The sequence below is a fragment of the Paenibacillus sp. 10L310 genome (assembly GCF_056395745.1).
In genome coordinates, this window is sequence record NZ_JBFTKC010000002.1 from 377,683 (window position 1) to 401,630 (window position 23,948).

The following is a 23,948-nucleotide window of genomic DNA, read 5'->3' on the forward strand; positions in this document are numbered from 1 at the left end:
CGCGGTCTCTTGTTCACGATATGAATTTAATTCAGAATATCCATCACCAATACATTCACTGAATGAGCTGTTAAGTTAACGACCACCGATGTATCCGACAGTGTAATCTCCTGTTCTTGGGGAACCACTTTCTCATCATTCTTCTGATTCACATTCGGAATATGCACCAAATGATCCTCTCCAGTAAGTGTGATCAGTCTGGCTGAAGCATCCACCTTCAGATCCTGAAGGCAAATCCGGGTTGATTTATCTACACCATCTGCATTCACCAGTTTCACATACACATGCCCTGCGTCCTTCGTAACAGAGTGGAATACTTCCCGGTTGTAAGCTTCCAGCTTGTAATCCAGAACCTTGCTGGTATTACGTCCGTCTGTATAGGAGCAAACCAGATTCTTTCCTTTATCTCCACCATAGTTAACCGTGATTGTATAATCGGTTCCATTCTCGAGTGGTTCATAGTTGGCCGCTCTCAGGTTACCTGTTGCCGAGCTGGATGAATAGTCTCCCAGTGTATAACCCTCAATCCCTTGTTTGTACACCTTCACGCCTGTTGCGTTCCCGCCGTAACTAATTGCGTACTCAATGACATCCTTGTTCTCAGGCGAGATATCCGTCAGTCCCACACCGATGTAAAAACCATCCTCACCTGAAATTCTTTCAGCCTCAACGTGAACTTTGTAATTGGTCCATTCGTCATTCAGCAGATACAATCCATTCAATCCACTTGATTGTGCCTTCAAAATGAGTCCTTTTCCTGCGGTTAACGCATATCCTTCCGATCCGGGAATCTGTCTCCATGCCTCACTAGGCTCTGTACGTTCCCTGAAATCTTCATCAAACATCAAACTGCCATCCACATTGGACGTCACTGTAACTCGTTTCACCACGATGTCTGCATGACCCGTTGCAATCTCGATACCTCCACGAGGAATGAGATTCAACGGTTTGCCTTTGCTATAGGTGGAGAATGAAGTCTCAAGCACCTGATCCCCTACATATTTTGCAAAAAGCTGCTGTACATAATAATTCGGTGTATACCACACGGTTTCATCATCAAACCAGATGCAGTCTGGCGTCCAGCGGTAAGTACCATCCGTTAGTACTTTGTTGAACAATGGCGCATAGGCAGCCAAACGAACAACGTCTGCATTATTTTCAAATCCAGTCATGATCGCAGCTTCTGCGACCGCACCTGCCAGCGTGTTTTTGTCCGTGGAAGCATATTCTCCCACAAATACTTTGGATGTTTCTTTCCAATCGATACTTCCGTCTTCAAGGTAAGCCCGGTCATAGTAGTTGTATCGATCCGCGTTATTCAGCAAATATTCATTGGAGCGATAGTAGTGCTCATCTGCAATGGTGTCCATGTAATTGTCCTGATTCTCATACCAAGTTACGGTCTCCTTAATCACCTCAGCACCATCTGCAAAAGCAACCTGAGCTGATCCGGTGAGGTTCCCACTAAGGAACTTCCATCCTTCCTGGTACGCATCATCATCCGCCTGAGCACCAACCGTCGAGATAATGTGCAACTCATGATCAGGATAGTTCTGCTCCATGTAGTCATCTATTGAACGTTTGAATACTTCGAAGTTGGCAAAAAATTCAGTGCCCCAGTTCTCATTGCCTACGCCCAGATAACGAAGATCAAACGGTTCAGGATGGCCCATCTGGCTTCGTACAGCCGCCCATTCGTTGTGTTCAAAGTCTGTACTGAGCGCAAAGTCAATCAGATCTGTAAAGTTGCGGATATAATAATCCCTTAAAGCGCCACCCGCAGGGTGAGCATAATCCGAGCGTGCCTGACACAACACACCGCAAGCCATGACTGGAACTGGAGCGGCATTCAGATCTTCCGCCAGTTGGAAGTACTCCATATAACCAAGCCCCATCGTCATCATGTAACCCCAGACATTATAATTCTCTTTGCGCAGCTCGACCGGACCCACAGAATCCTTCCAGTCATATACGTTATCCCAGATAAAAGACCCCTCCGAGATACATCCTCCCGGAAAACGCAAGAACTTCGGATGCAGATCTGCGAGTGCCTGGATTAGATCTTTTCTCAATCGATAGTTCGGATTACCTGTGTAGTTGGCATGTGCTGTAGCCGATATGCCTTCTTCTGTCGGGTCAGCTCCCCATACATTCTGAGGGACCAAGGACACCATATCGATAGAGATGTCACCTGCAAACGTAAGTGCCAGTTGACCAAGTACCGTCTCCGTTCCGGTCAGAGACAGAGCGTATTTCTTCCATGTGTTCCCACCTTCAACATGCAGTGTTACCGAATCACTGATGGAAGTGTCACTTCCATCCTGCAATTGAACAGTGATTGTTCCTGCCGATTCTGCTTTTGCCCATACGGTAAAGTCATATGATTCACCCTGCTTGATGGACATGGCACAATGCTGGTTGGAGTCTGAGAATCCACGATTCCGAATCGTCGCCCCATCCTGAACCGTTACATAATAAGCATTTACTTCAGGGTCTTCCACGTTAAAGTGAACGTTTAGTCCATCCGTATGCTGTACGCGCATTTTCTCGGTGTCGCCTGACCAGGCAAACAAAGGTTCACGATTTCGTCCTGTCGAACAGCCACATTCTCCAGAGTCATGCGAGTATGTATCAAATGCAAAAGACTCAAATGATCGATTCTGAACAAGCTCTGCATAGATTCCGCCATCTGCCGCGTTGTTAATATCCTCATAGAAAAGCCCATACATGACTTCACTGATATCAGCCACCTTCTGATCTCCATGTATGGTGACGGTATAGGGAGCGACATGTGCTGGCACAACAGACACGTCAAAGCTTTGGCTCAGCTTACGATCACCTCTGTTCAGAAGCGCCCGGAGTGTAACCTCTTGTGCCAATGTGATTGCCTGAACCTCTCCGTTCTCGGACAGAACTTCTGGAGCACTGGAGCTCCATTCAACAGACACTTTACCACCCAGCAAGTCTGCGGGTAATGATACATCCTTGGTGATGATTCGGTTGGGGAAGGACAAGTACTTGTCCGCCGCAAGCTTCACAATCGCTTCATCTGTCAGTGATTCACACATCACTTCAATGACTTCATCCATGGTGAGCGCTGCCCCATAGATCCGAAAGTCGGATAACGAACCTGCAAAGTCCACATCCGCTGCATACTGGGAACGTCCAATAAAATTCTGGCTATAATTCTCAGGATCGGTGAACGAATCAAACCATTCGCGCAATTTGGCATAATTGCCGCTCGACGTCTGACTGATCGAGCCGTCTGCGGCCTTCTCCCCATTCACATACACAATTGGACCCGCACTGCTCAACGTTCCCCCTTGGCTACCTGCCACGGAGAGCGCAATATGCAGCCATTCTCCACTTGCAACTCCTCCACTTGGGTGGACAACCAGATTATCGCCGGCATATAACGTTCCCAAGAGCTGACGTGTCAAAAATAAATACGGTCCCTTTTCCCCTTTGCCAAAGTCAAAAATCCGTTCCCACACATTAGATCCCTTGCCCAGAAACACCCAAGTGGCAATCGTGATTCCCGTGTTATCGCTTACATCACGAAGCAGATTCGAGGGTAATTGCAGATAAGAAGTTCCATTCGCTCCCCCGTTGAAAGTCACCGCCGTTCTGCCTTTCAACTCGGATATCACAGGCGGGATCTCGCCTTTGGTTATACCATCATGGCCCTTACCGGAGCTGTCCTTCCCGATCTGAACGGTATCTTCAAACGTGTATTGTGCAATTAATTGATTTTGATATGTGCTCATGTTCTTACCTCCTATGTAGTTGGGAATTGTCGGTTTACGCTTTTAATTCGTATTAATATAAAATGATTGATAAATAGTTAAACACATTTCTTAAACGTAATAATATCGCATCATCGATCCCCATTTCAATCCTAAATTTGAGAAAGACAACTGGTTTATTTGAATGTAATGACCTTTATCGGCTCTTCCCGTCTCTTATTTATTTTTCATTTTACTCTTATAAACATTAGATTTATGGTTTACAAACATATAAATCAATTGATAATATAACAAATGAAAGCGCTTGATATAATGAAATACTCAAAGGAGGTCTGCCGAACCTTTTATCGTGTGTTGCCAAGTATCGGTTGATTTTTCATTCCGGGGAATAGGAAAGGGGAAACGTATGAAACGTTATTGGGTTCGCGTACTTAACATTTCTGTACTAAGCACCACTTTACTTACTGCAACAACTTTGGCACCGGTCTCGGTGTTCGCAAATGGTTCAGGGGCAACCGTGGGTAACTCGCAGAGTTCCACCAAACCTATCGCTAATTCTGCTCCAACATTTAAAAATGTTTCCGTTCATGACCCTTCTGTCATTAAGGTGGATGATACGTTTTATATTTTTGGTTCGCACCTGCAAGTAGCTAAGTCCAAAGACTTTTTGAACTGGGATCTGGTCGCCTCCGGCGTTACAGATAACAATCCTGTTGTCCCCAATGTAACCAAGGAATTCGCTGAAGCGTTGGAGTGGGCGCAGACGGATACGTTATGGGCAGCAGATGTCATTCAATTGGCGGATGGCAAGTTTTATATGTACTACAATGCTTGTAAAGGGGACTCTCCGCGATCAGCGCTCGGCATTGCTGTCGCAGACAATATCGAAGGCCCTTATAAGGATCAAGGCATTCTGTTGAAATCCGGCATGTGGGATCAGATCAGTGAGGATGGTACCATTTACGATGCAACGATTCATCCCAATGTGGTCGATCCAGATGTCTTTTATGATAAAAACGGCAAGTTATGGATGGTGTATGGCTCGTATTCAGGAGGGATTTTCATTCTGGAGATGGATGCAACGACAGGTAAACCACTGCCGAATCAAGGTTATGGCAAAAAGCTGACCGGAGGCAATCATAGTCGTATTGAAGCACCTTACATGCTCTACAGTCCAGAAACCGATTATTATTATCTGTACCTGTCTTACGGTGGACTAGGTGCTGATGGAGGATACAACATTCGTGTTGCTCGCTCCCAAACACCGGATGGACCTTTCCTCGATGCGGAAGGAAACGATATGATCAACGTTAAAGCGGACAAGGATAAACCGTTGTTTGATGATCGTTCTATTGAGCCTTTTGGAGTCAAACTAATGGGGAACTTCCTGTTCGAGAGACAGATCGGTGATCCGGGCACAGGCCTAGGTAGCGGCTATGTATCGCCAGGGCATAACTCTGCTTATGTTGATCCCGAGACTGGCAAACAATTTCTCATCTTCCATACCCGCTTTCCAGGGCGTGGCGAAGAACATGAAGTTCGCGTACACGAGATGCATATGAATGCAGATGGTTGGCCCGTTGTTTCTCCGTATCGCTATGCGGCCTTGGGAGAAGATACCACGCAACTGACAACTCAGGAGATTGCCGGTCAGTACCAATGGGTGAATCATGGTAAGGACATCACGGCGGACATCAAGCCATCCCAGACCGTTCAGTTCACGGCAGATGGGCAGATTCATGGTGCCGTGACAGGAACATGGAGTCTTGGTGCAGACAACAAGGTTCAGATCACATCGAATAACGTTGTGTATAAAGGCGTTTTCACAAATGAATGGAATCCGGAATCTCAAAGTACGGTTCTGACCTTTAGCGCCCTCTCCTCCTCCGGGATTGCCATCTGGGGAAGTCAAGGTGTTGAACGGAGTGATCAGGACATTGTAGATGCGGTGAAAAAGGACCTGAGCATTAGCAATACGGATCACGTGTTCTTTAATCTGTCTCTGCCTGTAAAGGGAACAAGTGATGCAGACATTACCTGGAAAAGCTCCAACACTTCGGCTCTATCCGCTACAGGTGTAGTGCAGCGACCACACGCTGGTAAGGGTGATGCCAAAGTGAAATTAACCGCAACGATTCGTAAAGGAACTGCGGTAAGCTCCAAAACGTTTAACGTTATCATTCCACAGCAAGCGGTAAGCCCATTGCTCGGGGAGTATACTTTTGAACATAAGAAACTTGGCAAAGTCGCACAGGATTCCAGTAAAAACGGATATCACGGACAAGCCTTTAACGTGATCAGTTCTGCTGCTAGTGGCAAAAATCAGGCTACTACATTCAATGGGACAGACAGTTTCATTCAGTTACCTGGACTCATTACAGATACAACGGATTTCACGTTTAGCGCCTGGGTCAATTGGGATGGCGGCGGGTCCTGGCAGCGTATTTTCGACTTTGGAAATGGTTTAACGAGGCATATGTTCCTCACGCCCTCCCAGCATAATGGAGCATTACAATTCACCATTCATAATGAGGGACGGGATCAGAGCCTGATTGCAGCAAATCCACTGCCTTCCAAAGAGTGGGTTCATGTCGCTGTAACCCTTCAGGGTGATTTGGGTACTCTGTATGTGAATGGTACATCGGTTGCAAGCAGCTCTGAGATTACTTTTAACCCAAAAGATCTGCAGGTAACGGAAGCTTATGTAGGCAAGAGTCGTTATACGGCTGATCCGTTCTACAAAGGCAGCTTGGATAATGTAAAAGTATATGATAAAGCATTAACAGCCAAGGAAATCCAGCGTCAGGCCAAAGAAAAGCCATAAATTAGAATCCTATCATAGGCGTTGGACTCCATAGCGAACAAACCTTTAAAGCAGCCAATGTATTGAACTGCACCCATTTGTTAGAGACGACTAACATGGGAGTTGCAGTTTGTTACATCAGGCTGCTTTATTGTCATTCCTTTCATGTATGCATTTATTCGTTCATCGTTCGTTACATTCACAGATGGATCTTTGCATCTCACTTCGAATAATGAATGACCATGTTGAATTTGTTCGTCTTAGCACCGGAGTTAACGTAGGCGTGAGGCTTGTCCGCTCCAAAACGGATCGACTCCCCTGAACTCACCGTATAATCTTCCGCCCCTACTCTAATCGTAACTTCACCTTCAAAGACCGTAATAAACTCTTCCGTACCTTCGATATGCGGTTCAGCTTTCAACTCAGACTTGGGGTCCATCTCCATCATATATATTTCAAAGCGGCGTCCTTCTTCAAAAGGAAAATGCGGATAAATCCGAACCCTTCCCTCATCCTCCATCAATACTTGAATATCATCCCCCGTTACAACGGTTGTATCTGACTTCGGCTCGTGAATCAAAGCAGTAAAGGAAGTTTTCAGGCCATTAGCAATCTTCCATACGGTTGCAATGGATGGATTGGATTCACCACGTTCAATCTGACCAAGCATGGTCTTGCTAATACCAGACATTTCGGCGACCTTGTCCAGACTGAGTTTTCTTTGTTCCCTAAGCTGTTTCAGGTTCTGAGCAAGAATACTATTAATGTTTTTCAAAAATCCATCCTCCTCATTTCATAATTTTGTTGTGCTATATAACGCACATGTTGTACAATAATAAAGATCGTACGCTATAACGTACATTTTAGTTCATTATATCACACAACTAAGAAAACGTGGAGGAACCATGAACATTATACCTTTAGTGACCTATGCAATCATCGCTTCATTTACACCCGGACCCAACAACATCATTTCCATGACGCATGCCAGAAATCAGGGGTTCCTCAAGACCCTTCCTTTTATTAGTGGAGTTGCAACCGGCTGCCTGCTTATTATGTTTCTGTCCAGTTATTTCAACCTTATTCTTCATCAATATATTCCCAGGATCGCACCCGTATTGAACGTGTTAGGGTGTGTGTATATGCTCTATCTGGCTCTCAAAATCATGCGAAGTAAACCTGCAGATTCGCAAGAAAACAAGGTTAATCATTATTCATTTCTATTTGGGTTCACCCTGCAATTCATCAATCCCAAAGTCATTCTGTATGGGCTTACTGCCATATCCGTTTTTGTTCTGCCTCTTGGGCAGTCCCATGTTCATTTAATTGTATTTTCCTTGCTGCTCACCTTCATCGGTATTAGTGCCAATATGACCTGGGCGTTCGGTGGCATGTTATTCCAGAGCTTTCTATTAAGATACGAGCGTCCTGTTAATATCGTCATGGGTGTGTTGTTAATTTACAGTGCATTATCAATCCTGATGTAAAATGTAATAGAAAAAGCGTCCACTCATTCAATGAGCTGAACGCTTTTATTTTTTTATCCTGATTCCGGTCTCCACCATGGATGTGTAGGATAATCCTCCGTATGAAGCACAACCTTCTCGCCGATTTTGGGAGTTGCAATCTTTACGTTCAAAGCATGTGCAGCCTTCGTAATCCGTTCGACTGGTTCATTCCAGGCATGATAGGCAAGCGTAAATGCGGCCCAATGAATCGGAATAAGCAACTTACCCCCTACATCCAAGTGTGCTTGCACTGTTTCTTCCGGCATCATGTGAATATTGGACCAACGCTCGTCATATTGCCCACACTCCATCAAGGTCAGGTCAAATGGACCATATTTACTGCCAATTTCCTTGAAATGAGGACCGTATCCGCTGTCCCCACTAAAGAACACCTTCGTATGTTGTCCAGCGATAACCCACGAACACCACAAGGTAGAATTACGGTCGAATAATCCTCTGCCAGAGAAATGTCTTGCTGGCGTGCAAGCGAATGTTAAACCTTTGAACGATAACTCATCCCACCAGTTATGTTCGGTAACCTGTTCCGAAGGCACACCCAGTTGAATCAGACGACGACGTACCCCAAGCGGTACGATAAATCGCTTTGTTTTATCCTTCAATCTGCGAATGGAGTCATAATCCAGATGATCATAATGGTCATGCGATATAATGATTGCATCCAGCGTTGGGAAATCCTCCGGTTGAATCGGTAGATTGGTGCTGTAACGTTTGGTACCCACCCAGGATACGGGTGATGGACGATTGCCCAGCATCGGATCAAAGAGCAATCTGTGCCCTTCAATTTCGAGTAAAAAAGCCGAATGTCCGAACCATGTAACCTGTGGATTATCGGATGCACTGAAGGTTTCAGCAGGTTCACATATCTCCATAGGCATTACGCCCACTGGCCTCCGCTCTACATTGCCACGCATGGAATCTCTCAATATGCTGATCAGGGACTTAAAGTTCATGCCTGCCGATGTCGGGAGCTGATTTTCGTATTTTGTCATTATACATACCTTCTGTTCTATATAATCAATCTAGGTTCAACTGTTGATTAAGATATATTCAACTATATCAGTTGAACTACACATTAACACTAGAACGTAGAGGACAGAAATAAACTGAAGAAGCGGAGCGTTCGCCTTTATCACCAGATTTTCACCTTTATAAAAGTGAATCAAAAAAATCTGGGGATAACAGCGATCGGAAGGTTATTCTGTCATCGGAGTGAGCAGTGTAAATATTCTTTAGTTCAACTTATATCGTAGCTATATATTAATTCATTGGCCGTTGATATACAATTTTCACTAGAACACGCCCATTCCCCATGATCGGAAATAAATTCAATTAAGATAGAATTAAGACTCTGTTTTCTCTCCTATAAGATTGGGCATATATGATAGAGAAAATACATGGAGAGTATGTGAGAGAACATGAAGAAATGGCGCAAAAGATTAGTTAAGTTTTTGATATTTGACCTCGCGGTAATTCTGTTGCTTCTGGGTACTGGCGTGATCTACCAACAAGTGGGTTTAAGGCAGGATGCCAAAACACTCGTCCCCCCTGGTAAGCTGTACGAAGTCCATGGAGACAATATGCATCTATATACTGGTGGAGAAGGCGATGTAACAGTCGTACTCGCCTCTGGCTGGGGGACCGCTAATCCCTATGTAGATTATTATCCATTATATGAAAAGCTTGCTCCCAACACAAAATTCGCTGTATATGACCGATTTGGCTATGGATATAGCGATAAGACCGATAAGAAACGTGATGTCGATACCGTAGCTGAAGAATTACACGAGTTGTTGCAGGTATCTGGACAGAAGCCACCTTATGTATTGGTTGGACATTCACTCGGCTCGCTGGAAACCATCCGTTTCGCACAAAAATACCCTGATCTCGTCAAGGGTATCGTTATGATTGATGGCGGAAGCCCCGAATATTATTCGAATGACGATGACTCTTTGGCAGACACAATTGGTGGTTTTGCGAATAAATTACGTATCCAAACCGGACTATTCCGCCTCTCCATGCAATCTGACATGGTTGTCGAAACTTCCAATGCCAATCGTAATGAACTGAAACTTGTACCCGACGATCTGAAAAAATTGGATACAACTGCGCTGTTGCACAACTATGGTAATGTGAACACATTGGATGAATTACGTGAAATAGCTGCCAATGCCAAAGTGGTTGTAGATCACAAACAAACCTTACCGTTTCCACTCACCATACTGACGGCAGATTACCTTGGTGCAAGTGAACCCGAATGGGATAAATCCCAAGTAGAATTCAAATCTTGGTCAGAAGATTCTAAACAGGTAACCATTAAAGATACCGATCATTACATCCATCAATATCGCCCTGACCTCGTTGCGGAAGAGATATTGGCCCTGGTGAAGAAGTAACGTACAACCTGCTAAAGTAAGGCTATGTTATATCATAAAAGAAACCCCAAAGAATCTCTAATATCTTTGGGGTTTTAAGTATATGATTTATTGTGCTATCGCTAATCTTGGCCGTTGGGACCTGAAATCGCTGAAAGCTTGTTCGATCTCTAATGAAGTCAACTGGTGACGATAAAAGTACTGTTTCATCGCCTCCATTTCGGTACAATCGCCATTGTAGATGTTATCAATTCTTCGAATGACCTGGTTATATAAGTTCTCACGTTTGGAGTTTACAGGCTCACACAACCAAAAGTTCATTCTCTTCACATCACCTGTCTTGGTCCAGAGTAAATTCTCATACTGGATGACATCCCAGTCCCAATATCCAGCATGAATCTGCTGAAGTTCCGTCGTAAACATATCGTATATCAAGTTGGGAGGAATGTGTCCATAGGTTACACGGTACTCTTTCAGTTTGAATGCTTCAATCCACTCTGTCAGGGTGTACTCCCCTGGTGAATACGCATACAATTTAGGTGCATAAGAATTACTCTGCAATGCCCTAAGTGCCTCACTTTCCATCTCCCCATCCAATCTTGCCCGTGAAGCATATACCTTGAGACAATAGTCTTGCAATCTATATACAACCGAGCTATTACTAATAAGCGATGCCTGTAGAGTGAGATGGCCGTTTTTTTCGTAGTGCAACAGCATCTGTTCAATGTTATTACCAATGGGATTGATGATGATCATAATGAAGTCTCCTTGATTAAAAATAAAATATAAACCGTTTTCGAATTGGTTAAAAATTGTACTATTACATTCTATATTACCCTTTTATATTAGTATGAACATATACAATTTTGCCGGAACATGAAGTATTTGCTCTGAAATTCATTCTTTAAACCGCTGTATTCCGGCTACATTTTTACTCTAAAGGCTGTAACCCGTTTCACGTCAACACCAAAAAAGATAGAATAAATACGCAAAAAAGCGATGCGTCCCTAAAGTTAAGGATACATCGCTCTTATACAATATCTAATTATTATTGTTAGTTAATGGATTAATGCATAGGACCTTGTTGTCCTGGCGTTGATCCTACTTTGACCCGTTTCACGAAGAGTGAAGTAATCAGACCGATAATCGACAGAACTAATGCGAATACAAACGCATTCTGTACACCTGACGTGAAACCTGCCAGTTGATTTTCTGGACTTTCCGGGTTCGCCACTCCGCTCAAAAAGCGGGATTGTCCTGCGCTCAGTATACTTACCGCAACAGCCGTACCGATCGCTCCGGATACCTGTTGCAACGTATTCATGATGGCAGTACCGTGAGGATAATACTCACGTGGCAATTGGTTCAGACCATTCGTCTGTGCAGGCATCATAATCATCGAGATTCCGACCATCATGAACACATGCAGCGTAATAATTTTGGCCAGTGTTGTTGTAGGTGTAATTCCAGTGTACATGAAGAGTACAACCGTTACGACAGCCAGACCAATAATCACAAGCCACTTCGGACCAAACTTGTCAAACAGTCGGCCCATGACCGGAGACAGTAAACCATTCAGCAGACTACCCGGCAATAGAACCAGTCCGGCAGTTAACGCTGTAACGGCCATACCTTGTTGCAGATACATTGGCAGGATCAGCATGGATGACAGCATCATCATCATACAGATGAATATCAGGATCAAGCCAATCGTAAACATCGGATATTTGAACGCTCGCAAATCCATCATTGGCTGTTTCATTCTCAACTGACGGATACTGAATAACAGCAAGGACAACACACCAATAACGAGAGTGGCAACAACGACCGGACTCGTCCAGCCTCCGCCAGTTTCTCCATGTCCCCCTGCACTACTGAAGCCGTATACGATACCACCAAAACCAAGGGTAGAAAGGATAATGGACAGTACGTCAATTTTGGGCTTGGTCAATTTCGAAATATTTGGCAAGAACAACAAGCCGCATACCAGTGAGATAATGAAGAACGGCAAGGAGATCCAGAAGATCCAATGCCAGCTCAGATTAGCCAGAATCAGACCGGAGATACTCGGACCACTTGCTGGTGCAAACATGATAACCAAACCAATCAATCCCATGGCAGCACCACGTTTTTCAATCGGGAAAATAACCAATATGGTGTTAAACATCAGTGGCAACAAGAGCGCTGTACCTATCGCCTGCAGTACCCGTGCCACTAACAGAATTTCGAAGCTAGGTGCAAGTGCAGCAACAAATGTTCCTGCAATCGAGAAAATCAAAGATGTTGTAAACAGCTGTCTTGTGGTAAACCACTGCAACAGCATACCGGATACCGGTACCAGGATTCCCAACACAAGCAAGTAACCTGTAGTTAACCATTGAATCGTTGTAGGACCTACTTCCAGTAGAGCCATAAGTGGCGTCAATGCCACGTTTAATGCCGTTTCTCCAAACAGACCAATAAAGCCGCTCAGCAGCATTGCGAACAAAATCGGAAATACCTTGTATTGCTTTGTTTCTTGTTGATTCTGTGCAGAATCAGCCTTCATGGAAACCTCCACGATCCCATCCTCCTCAAACGTATCAAACTTTCTTTTTCTCTGTCTCTTGGTATAAATTATTGAATCTGTTTGGCGTTCTTCGTCACAACCGACAAATACTCAGCAGCCGTCAGCAGAGGCTGTTTATCCTGATTCGTCAGGCTGATAATCAGTGCTCCCTCCATCAAAGAAATGATCAGAAGTGCCGTCTCCCGCGCCTTCTCTTCACCAACGCCATCCAGAATCAGATGTTTCTTAATGACATCCTGCCAATCTGCAAATACACCCTGACATGCAATACGCAACTGCTGACTAATACACGATGTCTCCACAGCTGCCCAGAAGCTGAATGGCAGAAATCCGGTAAACCCGGCTGCTTCTGTTTCATGAGCCAAATCATGAATAAATCTCTGAATGGCATCCCCCGTATTGTCGTGGGCTGCAAATGTTTTCTCAAATGTCTGCAAGATATGTTCATTGGCTTTTTGAATACACTCGTGCGCGAGCTCTTCCTTGCCTTGCGGGAAATAATGATACAACGACCCTTTCGGCGTACTACTCTCTTTGATGATCTGATTCAGACCGGTCGCATGATATCCTTGTGAAAAAAACAGTCTCGCTGCTGTGCTGACAATAGACTCTCTAGCATTAGACTTTTCACTCAACGAAAGCCACTTCCTTCAAATAATTATAACAATCGGTCTATATAATTAAACTCGTTCAGATAAGGACTGTCAATCATTTTTATTTCAAATTTTAATGTAAACGCTAACAGTTCAGGAGTGAGAAAATGAACCGAGTGACGGCTCATGGTCAGATCATGATAACAGCCGCTAATTTGGAGACAAAGCTCCAGATTAAGCGGCTGTTTGTTAGCTTGAGTATATTAAGGACTGTATATTAGTAGATATTGGAGTCATCTCCGTCTTAATGTACCTCCTCATGCACAGTTTTAGGAGTTTCACCTGTTCGTTTATTACCTGCCCACACGTCTTGCACGTAGCGTCCTTCGGCCTGAAGCTGAATGAGCCAGTCCTTCGCTTGCTGCACCGTTGCTCCCTGCACCTTCTGATACGCTTGTTGCAAAGTCTCTTCTACCGCAGGGGCCATCTGGCTTCCATCCCCGCATACGTAGAGTTTTCCTTTGCTCATCAGCATGTGAATCAACTGTTCGGAATTCTCCTTCATCAGATGCTGTACATACGTTTTGGGCTTGCCATCCGCACGAGAAAAAGCAGTGTGTAGCTTAACGATCCCTTCTCGCTCGTATTGTTCAAGCTCTTGACGATATATGAAATCTGAATCATTCCTGCACCCAAAGAACAGATGCGCCTCACTCAGAGACAAACCTCTCTGTTTCATAACAGCTCTCGCCTGGAGGAAACCTCTGAATGGTGCAACACCCGTCCCCGGTCCCACCATAATCATTGGAACATCAACCTCTTCGGACAGATGAAATTCGGATTCAGGTGTACGTACAAACATCAGAATATCTTCTCCGGATGAACAACCAGCGAGGTACGATGAAGCAACTCCCAGATATTCGCCCTTACCACTCCATGCTGGCTCTCTTACTACCGATACGGTTATGCTCGCTTGCTCGGAATTCAGACTTGGCGAGCTGGATATTGAATAATATCTGGGCTTAAGCGGAGGCAATAGTTCAAGGAACCTTTCGAAAGGCAACTCACACGCCTCATACCTTTCTAGCAGGTCCAACATGGTGATTCGATTGGCAAGAATATCATCCCTGTAGCTGTTTTCGTTCAACATGCCTTCCAGTTCACGCTTATGAGGTGGACATATCGTATGATTAGCTAACTCCTGCAACTGTGTTCTGGAGACTGGTGTCTGCAATTCCACACAATAAGCGAGCAACTCATGAATCTTGACGGGTCTGTTCAGTGGTAGGTGTGTAAGATGGCTGACGTCCGAGGTTAATTGGATCGGAGTATCCCCACGTAGTCCGAACCGACGGAGTATCCGATCCACATTCTGCTTCGGATTGCTAGGCAACACGCCGAGATGGTCGCCTTCTCTATAATTCATGCCTTCAGGCAGTAACACTTCGATGTGACGTGTGCTTCTTCCACTTCCCAGCGCCTGAAGCTCTTTATTGACTACAACCGTGGCATAGCTGGCATCATAAGTTCGTGCAAGAGGCATATCCGTTTTCTCGCGGACAAACTCCATTTGAAGTCTGCTGGCGCTTGGCTTCGAGGATTTGATTGCTTCCTCGCTAATCCCCAAGACACTCAACACCTGAGGCCACAACATATGCTGCCACGTCTCGACTTGTTTCTCCATGTCACCTCCGGCATCGGCTTCACCGCGGGATAACAGTCTTTTACCTCCCCATTCTTCAAGCCTCTCATCTATTAATCGAGGAATGCTCTGGTACGTCCCGGACCAACTCCGATCTCCACAGCCCAGAACGGCATAGTTTACATCCCGTGCTTCCTCTGACTCTGTTCCCTTTAACCAGTCTACAAATGCCGTAGCATTTTGCGGAGGTTTACCGTTATACGAAGCTGTGACGATAATAACGACACCTTGGCGGGGAATGCGGCCAACACACTCATTCAGAGTGGCTGCTTCACTTGGGATTCCATACGAACGCCCTTTTTCCACAAGCTCTCGGGCAATGCCTTCTGCCGTTCCCAGATTGGAACCATATAACACCAGGAGCGAAGGCTTACCATCTGCTTCAACGGCCAGGATTTCTCCCCTCTGGCTGTCAATTGCTATATTTTTATGAACAACAGGAGCAGGTTTCTCTTTCGCAGATCTGGTAGACTTATTCATCTTTTGTGACACTTCACGCGCTTTCACCTGGATCCGGAAGTCTCCCGGCTTCAATGTCAGTGTCTGTTTAACATCTAACTCATAGTTGCTATAATCGATCAGCTCAAAATGTTTGAGGACCATGCCAAGCACAAGTGTTGCTTCATATAAAGCAAACTGCATGCCGATACACGCTCTCTCCCCATTACCAAAAGGTTTATACGCATGATGAGGCACTTTCGCCGTATCTTCAAATCGCTCTGGACGGAAAAGTTCCGCATCCTCTCCCCATGCCTCTCTGTCACGGTGAAGCTGGGGCAAAAGAATACTGCAACTCTCCCCTTTCTTCAAGGGATATTTGCCACCTATGACGGTGTCTTCTTTGGCATATACATCAAATCCCGGGGCTGTTGGCCAGAGACGAAGCGATTCACTAAGAATCATGCGAATATAAGAAAGCTGAAGAATTTCCTCGTACTGTGGTGAGTCACTGACCAATATCTGATCCACCTCGTCATACGCCTTTTGAAGCGATTCCGGATTTTTCAGTAGAAAGTAAAGAGCAAAAGATAATAGACCACTCGTGGYTTCATGTCCGGCAATGAGAAATGTAATAATCTGATAACGGATGTTCTCATCATCCAGCATTTCGCCAGTCTCCGGATCTTTGCCATTCAACATACGTGCGAGCAAGTCGACCTCTTCGGGTGCTGAACTCGCTTTACGTTCCTCTATAATCTGATCTACCAGAGAGAACATCGTCTGAATATCCGCTTGGAACTGTCGTTTGGTTTTCACCATAAGCAGATTTTGAATTTTCAAACGTGAACTCTTCTGCATAGCTTCATTTAATGCCCGAACCATGCTTTCAATAAAAGGACTGTGGTCCTGTCTGTAAAAACTGTTAAACCGATAATTGAATCCACATAGTCCAATGGTATCCAACGTAAGGCGTGTCATATCATCCGCCACATCAATCGTATCGTTGGAATTGAGGCGTGCCCATTTGTTGATCAACTGTTCGGCAATATCGACCATCATGGGATGATAACCTTTCATGGCCTGTTTACTGAAGGTGGGAAGCAGAATGTTATGGGCCTTTTTCCAATTGGGCTCCGATGTTCTGCTTGTAAATAAACCATCGCCGCCAAAGGCACGTACGTTTTCGAGTTCATTGTAAACAAATTTGTCAAAACGGGACACATCGCATAACTCCGCGACAAGATCTGGTCCAGATACGATTAAACCGGAATAACCGGGAACGGTAAGTCTATATATTGGTCCATGCTGTTCAGCCAGGACACCTAGCGACAGCGTTGGTTTATCTTTATCTATCAAAGGCAGATTGCCAAGTGGCCCATACATTTTGGGCTGTGGAATGTAAGTTGCATCACTCATGATGATCACCTCTTATCTGTACGCCGTGGAGCAAGGTATTCGTTAGCCATATGATGGCTGTTCTGCTTTCATTCATAAGTGATCTCTCCTTTAATGATTTTATAAATGATAGTAATATGTATCATTTGATAATACAATAAACCATAATTGATTTAATATCAAATTTTCTTCCGGCTGAATTACTTTTAATTGAACCGTTCAACGTTTAAGTTGAAATAACAACAAATAGAGGATTGCATATGCAATCCCCTACTATATGAACCAATGACGCTATGATTCTATGACGTTTTTTAATGTATTCTAATGATGTCTTGGCTCATCCCACTTCTCGAAATTCAATTCATTATTAATGCTTACCGCAGACAAAGCTCCCAGAGACGCAGCCGTGATTGCCTGATACATCTCGGATGCTGCATCACCAGCACTGTATACACCCGCTACGGACGTTTTGCCGGAAGCATCAACGATAACCGTTCCCGATTCTGTAATTTCACAACCGATGGCCTTTGGCAGTTCTGATCCGGTAAACAGTTTCGGTTGGAAGAAAACTCCTGTGCATGGAATCGCTGTACCGTCATTTAGTACAACTTGCTGTACCATCCCTTCTTCAGAGTTAATGGATTGAATCGGTGCATCGAATACAGTAACATGATGCTGCTCCAACTCTTCACGCTGCTCATCGGTTAAGGAATCTGATCCATTCGTACAGATCGTATAACGATCTGTCCAGCCGGTTATGACTTTTGCCATATGTAATGCCTTATCTCCACTAACGATGATGACCAGTGATTGGTCTCTTAACTCCCATCCATCACAATATGGACACACAAACGCACTTTTACCGTAAACCTCTGTTAATCCGTTAATATCTAGAGGCAGATCTTTCTTGCCTACCGCAAACAAAATCTTTTTCGTGCGATAACTTGCCCCCTGAGTAGTCTTAACTACAAAATCACCATCGCTACCTGTTATCGCAGTTGCCGTATCGGATGCAAATTGAACTGAGGGATACGCTGCAATCTGATCTTTGGCAGCTTTCCGGAATTCACGTGGACTTGCCCCATCTCTTGTCACAAACCCATGAGTCTCCCTTGTAACCCAGTTACGCGGTGTCTCATCATCAATGACCACAACGTTCTTGCGGGCCCTGCCAAGTACTAGAGCTGCATTAAGCCCCGCTGGTCCTCCACCAATAATAAGTACATCCAAGAGTTGATTCATATTACTCATATTATTCACCCTTTCCAGACATTTAATATCTCTAATTAAGTTTTAAAAATAACCTCCGCTTTCTCTTAAGAAAGTAATATCGGAGATTTACAAGAACACATTTTAAACAAGACTATTAAAGATATCTTATATCTACAATAAACAAAACCTAACCATTTTGCAACATATATCTTTAACTACCTTCTTCAATCCAGCCTGTGTGAGTTGAATAAAAGATTATTTACACTTACACTACAATGACAGAACAAACTTTGGATCACTGTTATACTCGGATTTTTGATTTCTCTCCTGTAACACAGAAATAATTATTTAACAATTAAAAACAACCTTGTTTTTAAATTGTTCACAATCAAATGACATTATTTTAAATACTAAAACGTTAATTAAATCACATAGTGTATTGAATGGTATAATAGCGACATAATATACAAGTATAGATATAGGAAGTGAGTTCTTGAAAACATTGAACAATGGTTCACAGACCAATATCAGCCTGGAGTATAGCTCGATTCCGAAAGTATTCTTCGATACGATCAAAATCGGAATCATCAAGTCCAACCTGATCGCCATGTTTGCTGGTTTAAGTTTGGCTTTATATGTATTTGATGCTTCAATCTTAGCTAATATTGTACCAATCATCCTTTCCTTTATTGGATCTTCTCTCATTATTGGAGCTGCAGGGGTATTTAACAACTTGTATGATCGTGATATTGATGCGATCATGGAACGTACGAAGAAACGTCCTACCGTTACGGGACGCGTAGATACCAAGTCGGGTCTAATTCTCGGTATTGCAATCACCATCATCGGGGGCATCATGTTGTACATCGCTTCCCCATCCGCTGCTGTATTTGGTATTTTGGGTCTGTTGCTTTACGTGTTCCCTTACACGATGTGGACCAAACGTACAACGATCTACAACACGGAAGTGGGAAGTCTTTCGGGTGCTGTGCCTCCACTCATCGGTTGGGCAGCCATTTCACCGGAACTGGGTCATTTCGAGATCTGGGCATTGGTCGTTACGATGCTCTTATGGCAAATGCCTCACTTCTACGGGATTGCGATTCGTCGTTTTGACGAATACAAAGCTGCTGGTGTTCCCATGCTACCCGTTGTTAAAGGCATCAGACGGACATACATTCAGACAAACGTGTATCTGGTACTGTTACTGATCTCCAGCTTTTTATTCTGGCCGATGAGTCCATTTGTCGCTATTGTGGCATTTCTGGTTAGCTTGGCTTGGCTCATTCTCAGTGTGGCTACCTTTGACAAGAAAGAAACAGAGAAATGGTCCAAACGGATGTTTATCTTCTCCATTAACCATATCACTATTATCTTCCTGGTCATCATTGCGTATTCCTTGATTGCTCAGATGATGAGATAATAATATTCCATCTTTCCACTCGTTATAACGATAAAAAGCCTTACAGACTGTCCTCTTTCAAGGAGTCGTCTGTAAGGTTTTTTTGTTTTTTTATTATCTTTTCTAAATTTTTTAAGCTATCCAACTTTGGCGGGGGTTTGTTCCCCTTGCCACAGCAGCTGCATCTCTTCATTGGTGGCAAGCAATTCGGCCAAACTTCCCTCGGCTTCAATGCGTCCATCTTTCATCACGATAATGTGATCTGCTTTGGAAAGTGCTGCCCTGCGGTGAGAAACTGCAATGCAGGTGACATCCGGCTCTTGGAACAACCCTTCCCATACTTGTTGTTCTGTCTCCACATCCAGTGCACTGGACAGGTCATCAAAGATAAACAGGTCCGCCTCCGTCATTAACATGCGTCCTGTGGCCGCGCGCTGAATCTGCCCGCCTGACAGCATCACCCCTCTTGGACCAACCGGGGTCTCAAGCCCCTGATCCAGATGTTTGATATCCTTCTCCATCACAGCCAGACGAATGGCTTTTTCAAGGGCTTGCTCGGTGTTACCCTGTTTGCCCTGGACGATATTTTCTTTCAACGTATCACTGAACAATCTTGGCACTTGAGGGGTATACGCGGCTCTAGGCGGCATCAGGAATGTGGCTGGATCAACAGCCGCTCCATTCCAGTGAATGTCCCCTTTTTGTTTGGGTAACAGTCCAAGAAGTGTTCGTACAAGCGTTGATTTACCTGATCCGATCCGTCCTGTAATCACAAGAAATTGTCCGCGTTTCAGACGAAAACTGATCTCTTCTATGCCATTTGCAGAATTCGGATATTGATAAGTCAGCTTGTTCACCTCAAGAGATTGCAACTTCTCCTTAGGGTCCCTCTGTTCACTTACAAGCTCCGGCGGATCTTCATACAGATAGATTTCCCTCGAATCCATGATCTGGTCTTCTTCCCCTGGGCGGAATAGCTTACGCATACGATCATAGGATACCTTGAGCCTTTTGTGCTGAAACACCATATAACCAAACAGTGAAATGCTAAATCCGATATTGGCCAGATAACTGGTGAATAAGGCAAAATCACCTACGGTAAAGTTCCCTGCTTTCATCTCAGCTGCACACATCAGTAGAATCAATCCAGTACAGATACTTAGAACATGCTGATTCATCGATCTCATCCACTGCTTGAACAGATTGTCTCGAAGTGCAGCCTGGCGACGATCTTCATTCAACTGGTTAAAACGTGAAGAGACATTCTCTTCGGCCTGACCCAGTTTCAGGGCTTGCACTGCTCCAAACGTTTCCGCAATAAAACTGGTAATTCGCCCAGTCGATTCTCGATTAACCTGTGCATATTTCCGAGCCCGATTTCCGGACAGGTTGTTAAGTAAGGTAACGACCACCAACGGCAGCACGGCAACCAATGTGATCTGCCAATTAATGTTCGCCATAATGACGATAGACACAACAGCAAATACAAGACGTCCCCAGAAGTCTACCCATGATTCTACATACTCGACGACTTCATCGACATCATCCCGAAAGCGACTCATCGCCTCCCCTGGTGAAGCCGGAAGATTACGCCCAGGCCAGCGCATGATCGCTGCGAGCATGTTGGTTCGCAAAATCGCCTGAACATGATACAGATACGTAACCCATGCATAGAAGGCTACAAAAAATGTGCCCACCCGTGCCATTCGGACCAAAGCAATAAAGATAAGCGGCACAGCAAGCCACATGTAGTCATTAGAACCTGCTGTTGTCCGATCAAAAAACCACTGCATCCCAATACCAATAGCTAACGGCAAGGAATGAAATATACACCATAACAATCCGTTGATAATAAACAGCAAAGGCCTGAATCGAAACAAACGGCCTATAAATCCTGCTACAGTCATGCCAATTCCTCCTCTCGGCCTGTAATCAGCAGTCTGGCATAGTGAGATGCCGGGTTACTGGCAAGTTCTTCTCTCGCTCCAAACTCCAGTACCTTCCCATCACCGAGCACCATAATCCGGTCAACTTTCTCCAGCGTAGCCAGTCGGTGAGCAATAATCACTCCTGTGGATTGTTTCATTAACTGGTCAATTGCAGATTGCAGCATACCTTCGGTCGCAGCATCTAGACGCGATGAAGGCTCATCCAGAATAACCAGACTCGGTTCGGTCAGGAATACGCGGGTTAAGGCAAATAACTGTGCTTCCCCTGCCGACAATGAAGCTCCGCCTGCAGCCAAATACGTATTAAGTCCTTCTGGTTGTGAATTAATCCATTGGCTAAGTCCAAGGCGATCCGTCGTCTCCTTGATCATCTGATCCGATACATCTCCATTGAACAGGGTCAGGTTATCACGCAGCGTGCCATCAAACAACTGCACATCCTGTGTCACCATTCCCACCCTGCGATAGAGCGCTTGTAATGAAAGCTTTGTGATATCCGTTCCACCCACACGGATCGTACCCCGATCCAGATTGTACAGCCGGAGAAGAACACGACTAAGACTCGATTTACCGCTACCTGTGCGACCGATGATTCCCAGACGTTCTCCAGGTTTAATAGCAAAAGTAATGTCCTGCAATACCGGTTTATCCTGGTTATAACTGAAGTGCACCTGACTGAATTCCAGACCAAGAGGTCCTTCCGGCAATCGCTCCTCTGTACCCTCTTCAATCACACTATGCATGGACAACAGCTCTCTGGAGCGCAGCATGCCTGATTTTGCTTTTTGGAACTCCTGCACCTGATCTCCAAGCATCTCAATCGGATCATTCAGCATCTGCGTATATTGGTAGATCAGAAATAATGTTCCGATACTAATTAGACCTTCCATATAATAATGCACACCCAGCAAAAGCACCGCAGTGACCGCCAGTGCGAACAGAACTACTGTGGTATTCCACGGAATAACCCGTAGCAGCCAGGCTTTTCTCCCCTTACGGAATACCGTGCGCATCGTGCGGTAAAAGCGGTTCATCACATAAGGCACATGACCATTTGCTTGCACATCTTCAATCCCGGCAATGCGTTCTTCAATTAATCCGAACAGAGAGGCACTTGCCGCACGTTCATTTTTGGAAGAGTCCACGCCTAGATTTCGGATAAAGACCATGAAAAGGATCGATAATAATGTGAACACGGTCATCACCAAAGCAATGGCCACATTAACACTGAACATGAATCCGAGAATTCCGGCCAGCAGCACAAAACTCCCGATCACTTGCACAATGAACATTGCGAAAAAATTGGAGATACTCGTTACGTCACCATCCACACGTTCAATCATCTCTCCAGGTGTTTTCACATTATGAAAACGCATATCAAGACGCAGGCAGTGCTTCAGCAGATCTCCGCGCAGTTGATTCGTGGCCCGCCAGGCCACGTCGTTCCCCAAATAACTGACCGCTACCGTGATGAGTTGATTAAACACGGCAACAACCAGAAATATTCCTGCGAGCTGAACAAGATTGGTGAGGACTCCCCCACTTGCTGCTGTATCAATAAATCGTTTAATAATCTGTGGATTCAAAAGCTGAAGCCCCGTTGATGTGAGCAACATGATTAAAAGTAAGGCCAGCCGTCCTTTAACTGGTTTTAGATAGCGCAGCAGCCAAGACATGGAGATTTTCTCTGTTTTGGGCACAGGTCCCACCTCTTTATCGGTTTATTTAATTGTTCTTGCCTATTCATATTTGTTGATGATCTTAACGACAGCAAATTTACGATCACTAGGATGAGTCATACATAATGACATTAAAATCGGGATTTCCCGCCCATAATTGATATGTAGAACATATGTTGACCATTGTACATTCTCCTTTTAACAAGTTAGTTTTTTATAAAATAACGCTCCAAACGCTCCTTTCCATGTGAACAAATTGGGTGGAATGCATGCAAAAAAGCCATAGATGAACTAATGTTCATCTACAGCTTGTAGCCAAAAGAGATCGAATGAAATGCAAAGCATTTCCCGTATCTCCTCTGCATCGCAATAATGATGAGCGTCCACGACAGAGGTGCACAAACATGACTGTCCCAACGCGATCATTGCAAAAAAATTGGATTAATGTCACTATGCTCATGCGTATTCAGTTATCGATTCGAAATCTGTATAGGCATAAACATAATCATCATCCCACCCGTTTTCACATATTTGTTGTTTATTGTATTCGCTGGAC

At 44.6% G+C, this 23,948-nt stretch carries 14 protein-coding genes; 4 read left to right on the top strand and 10 right to left on the bottom strand.

The features are described from left to right. Positions 1-26 precede the first annotated feature (26 nt). Positions 27-3,767, bottom strand: coding sequence for an alpha-L-arabinofuranosidase C-terminal domain-containing protein (locus AC1DE7_RS07265; RefSeq protein ID WP_477534027.1), 3,741 nt, complete (start codon positions 3,765-3,767; stop codon positions 27-29). A 385-nt stretch (positions 3,768-4,152) separates the two neighbouring features. Here AC1DE7_RS07265 and AC1DE7_RS07270 point away from each other — a divergent pair, with 385 nt between their 5' ends. Beyond that, complete coding sequence (locus tag AC1DE7_RS07270) at positions 4,153-6,570, top strand: family 43 glycosylhydrolase (protein WP_477534028.1); 2,418 nt, start codon at positions 4,153-4,155, stop codon at positions 6,568-6,570. 199 nt (positions 6,571-6,769) lie between these two features. On the opposite strand, the gene AC1DE7_RS07275 is transcribed toward AC1DE7_RS07270, so the two are convergent. Continuing rightward, positions 6,770-7,324: a helix-turn-helix domain-containing protein gene (locus tag AC1DE7_RS07275; protein ID WP_036608360.1), complete on the bottom strand. Its 555-nt coding sequence runs from the start codon at positions 7,322-7,324 to the stop codon at positions 6,770-6,772. A gap of 130 nt (positions 7,325-7,454) precedes the next feature. Between AC1DE7_RS07275 and AC1DE7_RS07280 the strand changes: the two genes are divergently transcribed. After that, positions 7,455-8,036 carry a LysE family transporter gene (locus tag AC1DE7_RS07280; RefSeq protein WP_477534029.1) on the top strand — a complete coding sequence of 194 codons (582 nt, stop codon included), beginning with the start codon at positions 7,455-7,457 and terminating at the stop codon, positions 8,034-8,036. Positions 8,037-8,089: 53 nt separating this feature from the next. On the opposite strand, the gene AC1DE7_RS07285 is transcribed toward AC1DE7_RS07280, so the two are convergent. After that, positions 8,090-9,067 carry an MBL fold metallo-hydrolase gene (locus AC1DE7_RS07285; RefSeq protein WP_477534030.1) on the bottom strand — a complete coding sequence of 326 codons (978 nt, stop codon included), beginning with the start codon at positions 9,065-9,067 and terminating at the stop codon, positions 8,090-8,092. A 426-nt stretch (positions 9,068-9,493) separates the two neighbouring features. On the opposite strand from AC1DE7_RS07285, the gene AC1DE7_RS07290 reads away from it, so the two are divergent. After that, positions 9,494-10,471: an alpha/beta fold hydrolase gene (locus AC1DE7_RS07290; protein WP_477534031.1), complete on the top strand. Its 978-nt coding sequence runs from the start codon at positions 9,494-9,496 to the stop codon at positions 10,469-10,471. An 87-nt stretch (positions 10,472-10,558) separates the two neighbouring features. Here AC1DE7_RS07290 and AC1DE7_RS07295 read toward each other — a convergent pair whose 3' ends face one another. From AC1DE7_RS07295 to AC1DE7_RS07315, 5 genes are all read right to left on the bottom strand, one after another. Next, positions 10,559-11,206, bottom strand: a complete 648-nt coding sequence (locus AC1DE7_RS07295) for a hypothetical protein (RefSeq protein WP_477534032.1) — start codon at positions 11,204-11,206, stop codon at positions 10,559-10,561. A gap of 310 nt (positions 11,207-11,516) precedes the next feature. Beyond that, positions 11,517-12,998, bottom strand: coding sequence for a DHA2 family efflux MFS transporter permease subunit (locus AC1DE7_RS07300; RefSeq protein ID WP_047844296.1), 1,482 nt, complete (start codon positions 12,996-12,998; stop codon positions 11,517-11,519). Positions 12,999-13,066: 68 nt separating this feature from the next. Then, positions 13,067-13,654: a TetR/AcrR family transcriptional regulator gene (locus tag AC1DE7_RS07305; protein ID WP_047842796.1), complete on the bottom strand. Its 588-nt coding sequence runs from the start codon at positions 13,652-13,654 to the stop codon at positions 13,067-13,069. 262 nt (positions 13,655-13,916) lie between these two features. After that, positions 13,917-17,171, bottom strand: coding sequence for a bifunctional cytochrome P450/NADPH--P450 reductase (locus AC1DE7_RS07310; protein WP_477534033.1), 3,255 nt, complete (start codon positions 17,169-17,171; stop codon positions 13,917-13,919). 300 nt (positions 17,172-17,471) lie between these two features. Continuing rightward, the gene (locus AC1DE7_RS07315; RefSeq protein WP_282322181.1) at positions 17,472-18,392 is read right to left on the bottom strand and encodes an NAD(P)/FAD-dependent oxidoreductase; all 921 of its coding nucleotides are present in this window, start codon (positions 18,390-18,392) and stop codon (positions 17,472-17,474) included. A 463-nt stretch (positions 18,393-18,855) separates the two neighbouring features. On the opposite strand from AC1DE7_RS07315, the gene cyoE reads away from it, so the two are divergent. Further along, positions 18,856-19,785, top strand: coding sequence for a heme o synthase (gene cyoE / locus AC1DE7_RS07320; RefSeq protein ID WP_036608378.1), 930 nt, complete (start codon positions 18,856-18,858; stop codon positions 19,783-19,785). A 116-nt stretch (positions 19,786-19,901) separates the two neighbouring features. Here cyoE and AC1DE7_RS07325 read toward each other — a convergent pair whose 3' ends face one another. Beyond that, entirely contained in the window at positions 19,902-21,671 is a 1,770-nt protein-coding gene (locus AC1DE7_RS07325; protein WP_282321579.1) for an ABC transporter ATP-binding protein, read from the bottom strand. Beyond that, a complete protein-coding gene (locus AC1DE7_RS07330; RefSeq protein ID WP_282321580.1) occupies positions 21,668-23,413 on the bottom strand; it encodes an ABC transporter ATP-binding protein in 1,746 nt (581 codons plus the stop codon). Before AC1DE7_RS07330 ends, AC1DE7_RS07325 begins: the two co-directional genes overlap by 4 nt. Positions 23,414-23,948: the final 535 nt, after the last annotated feature.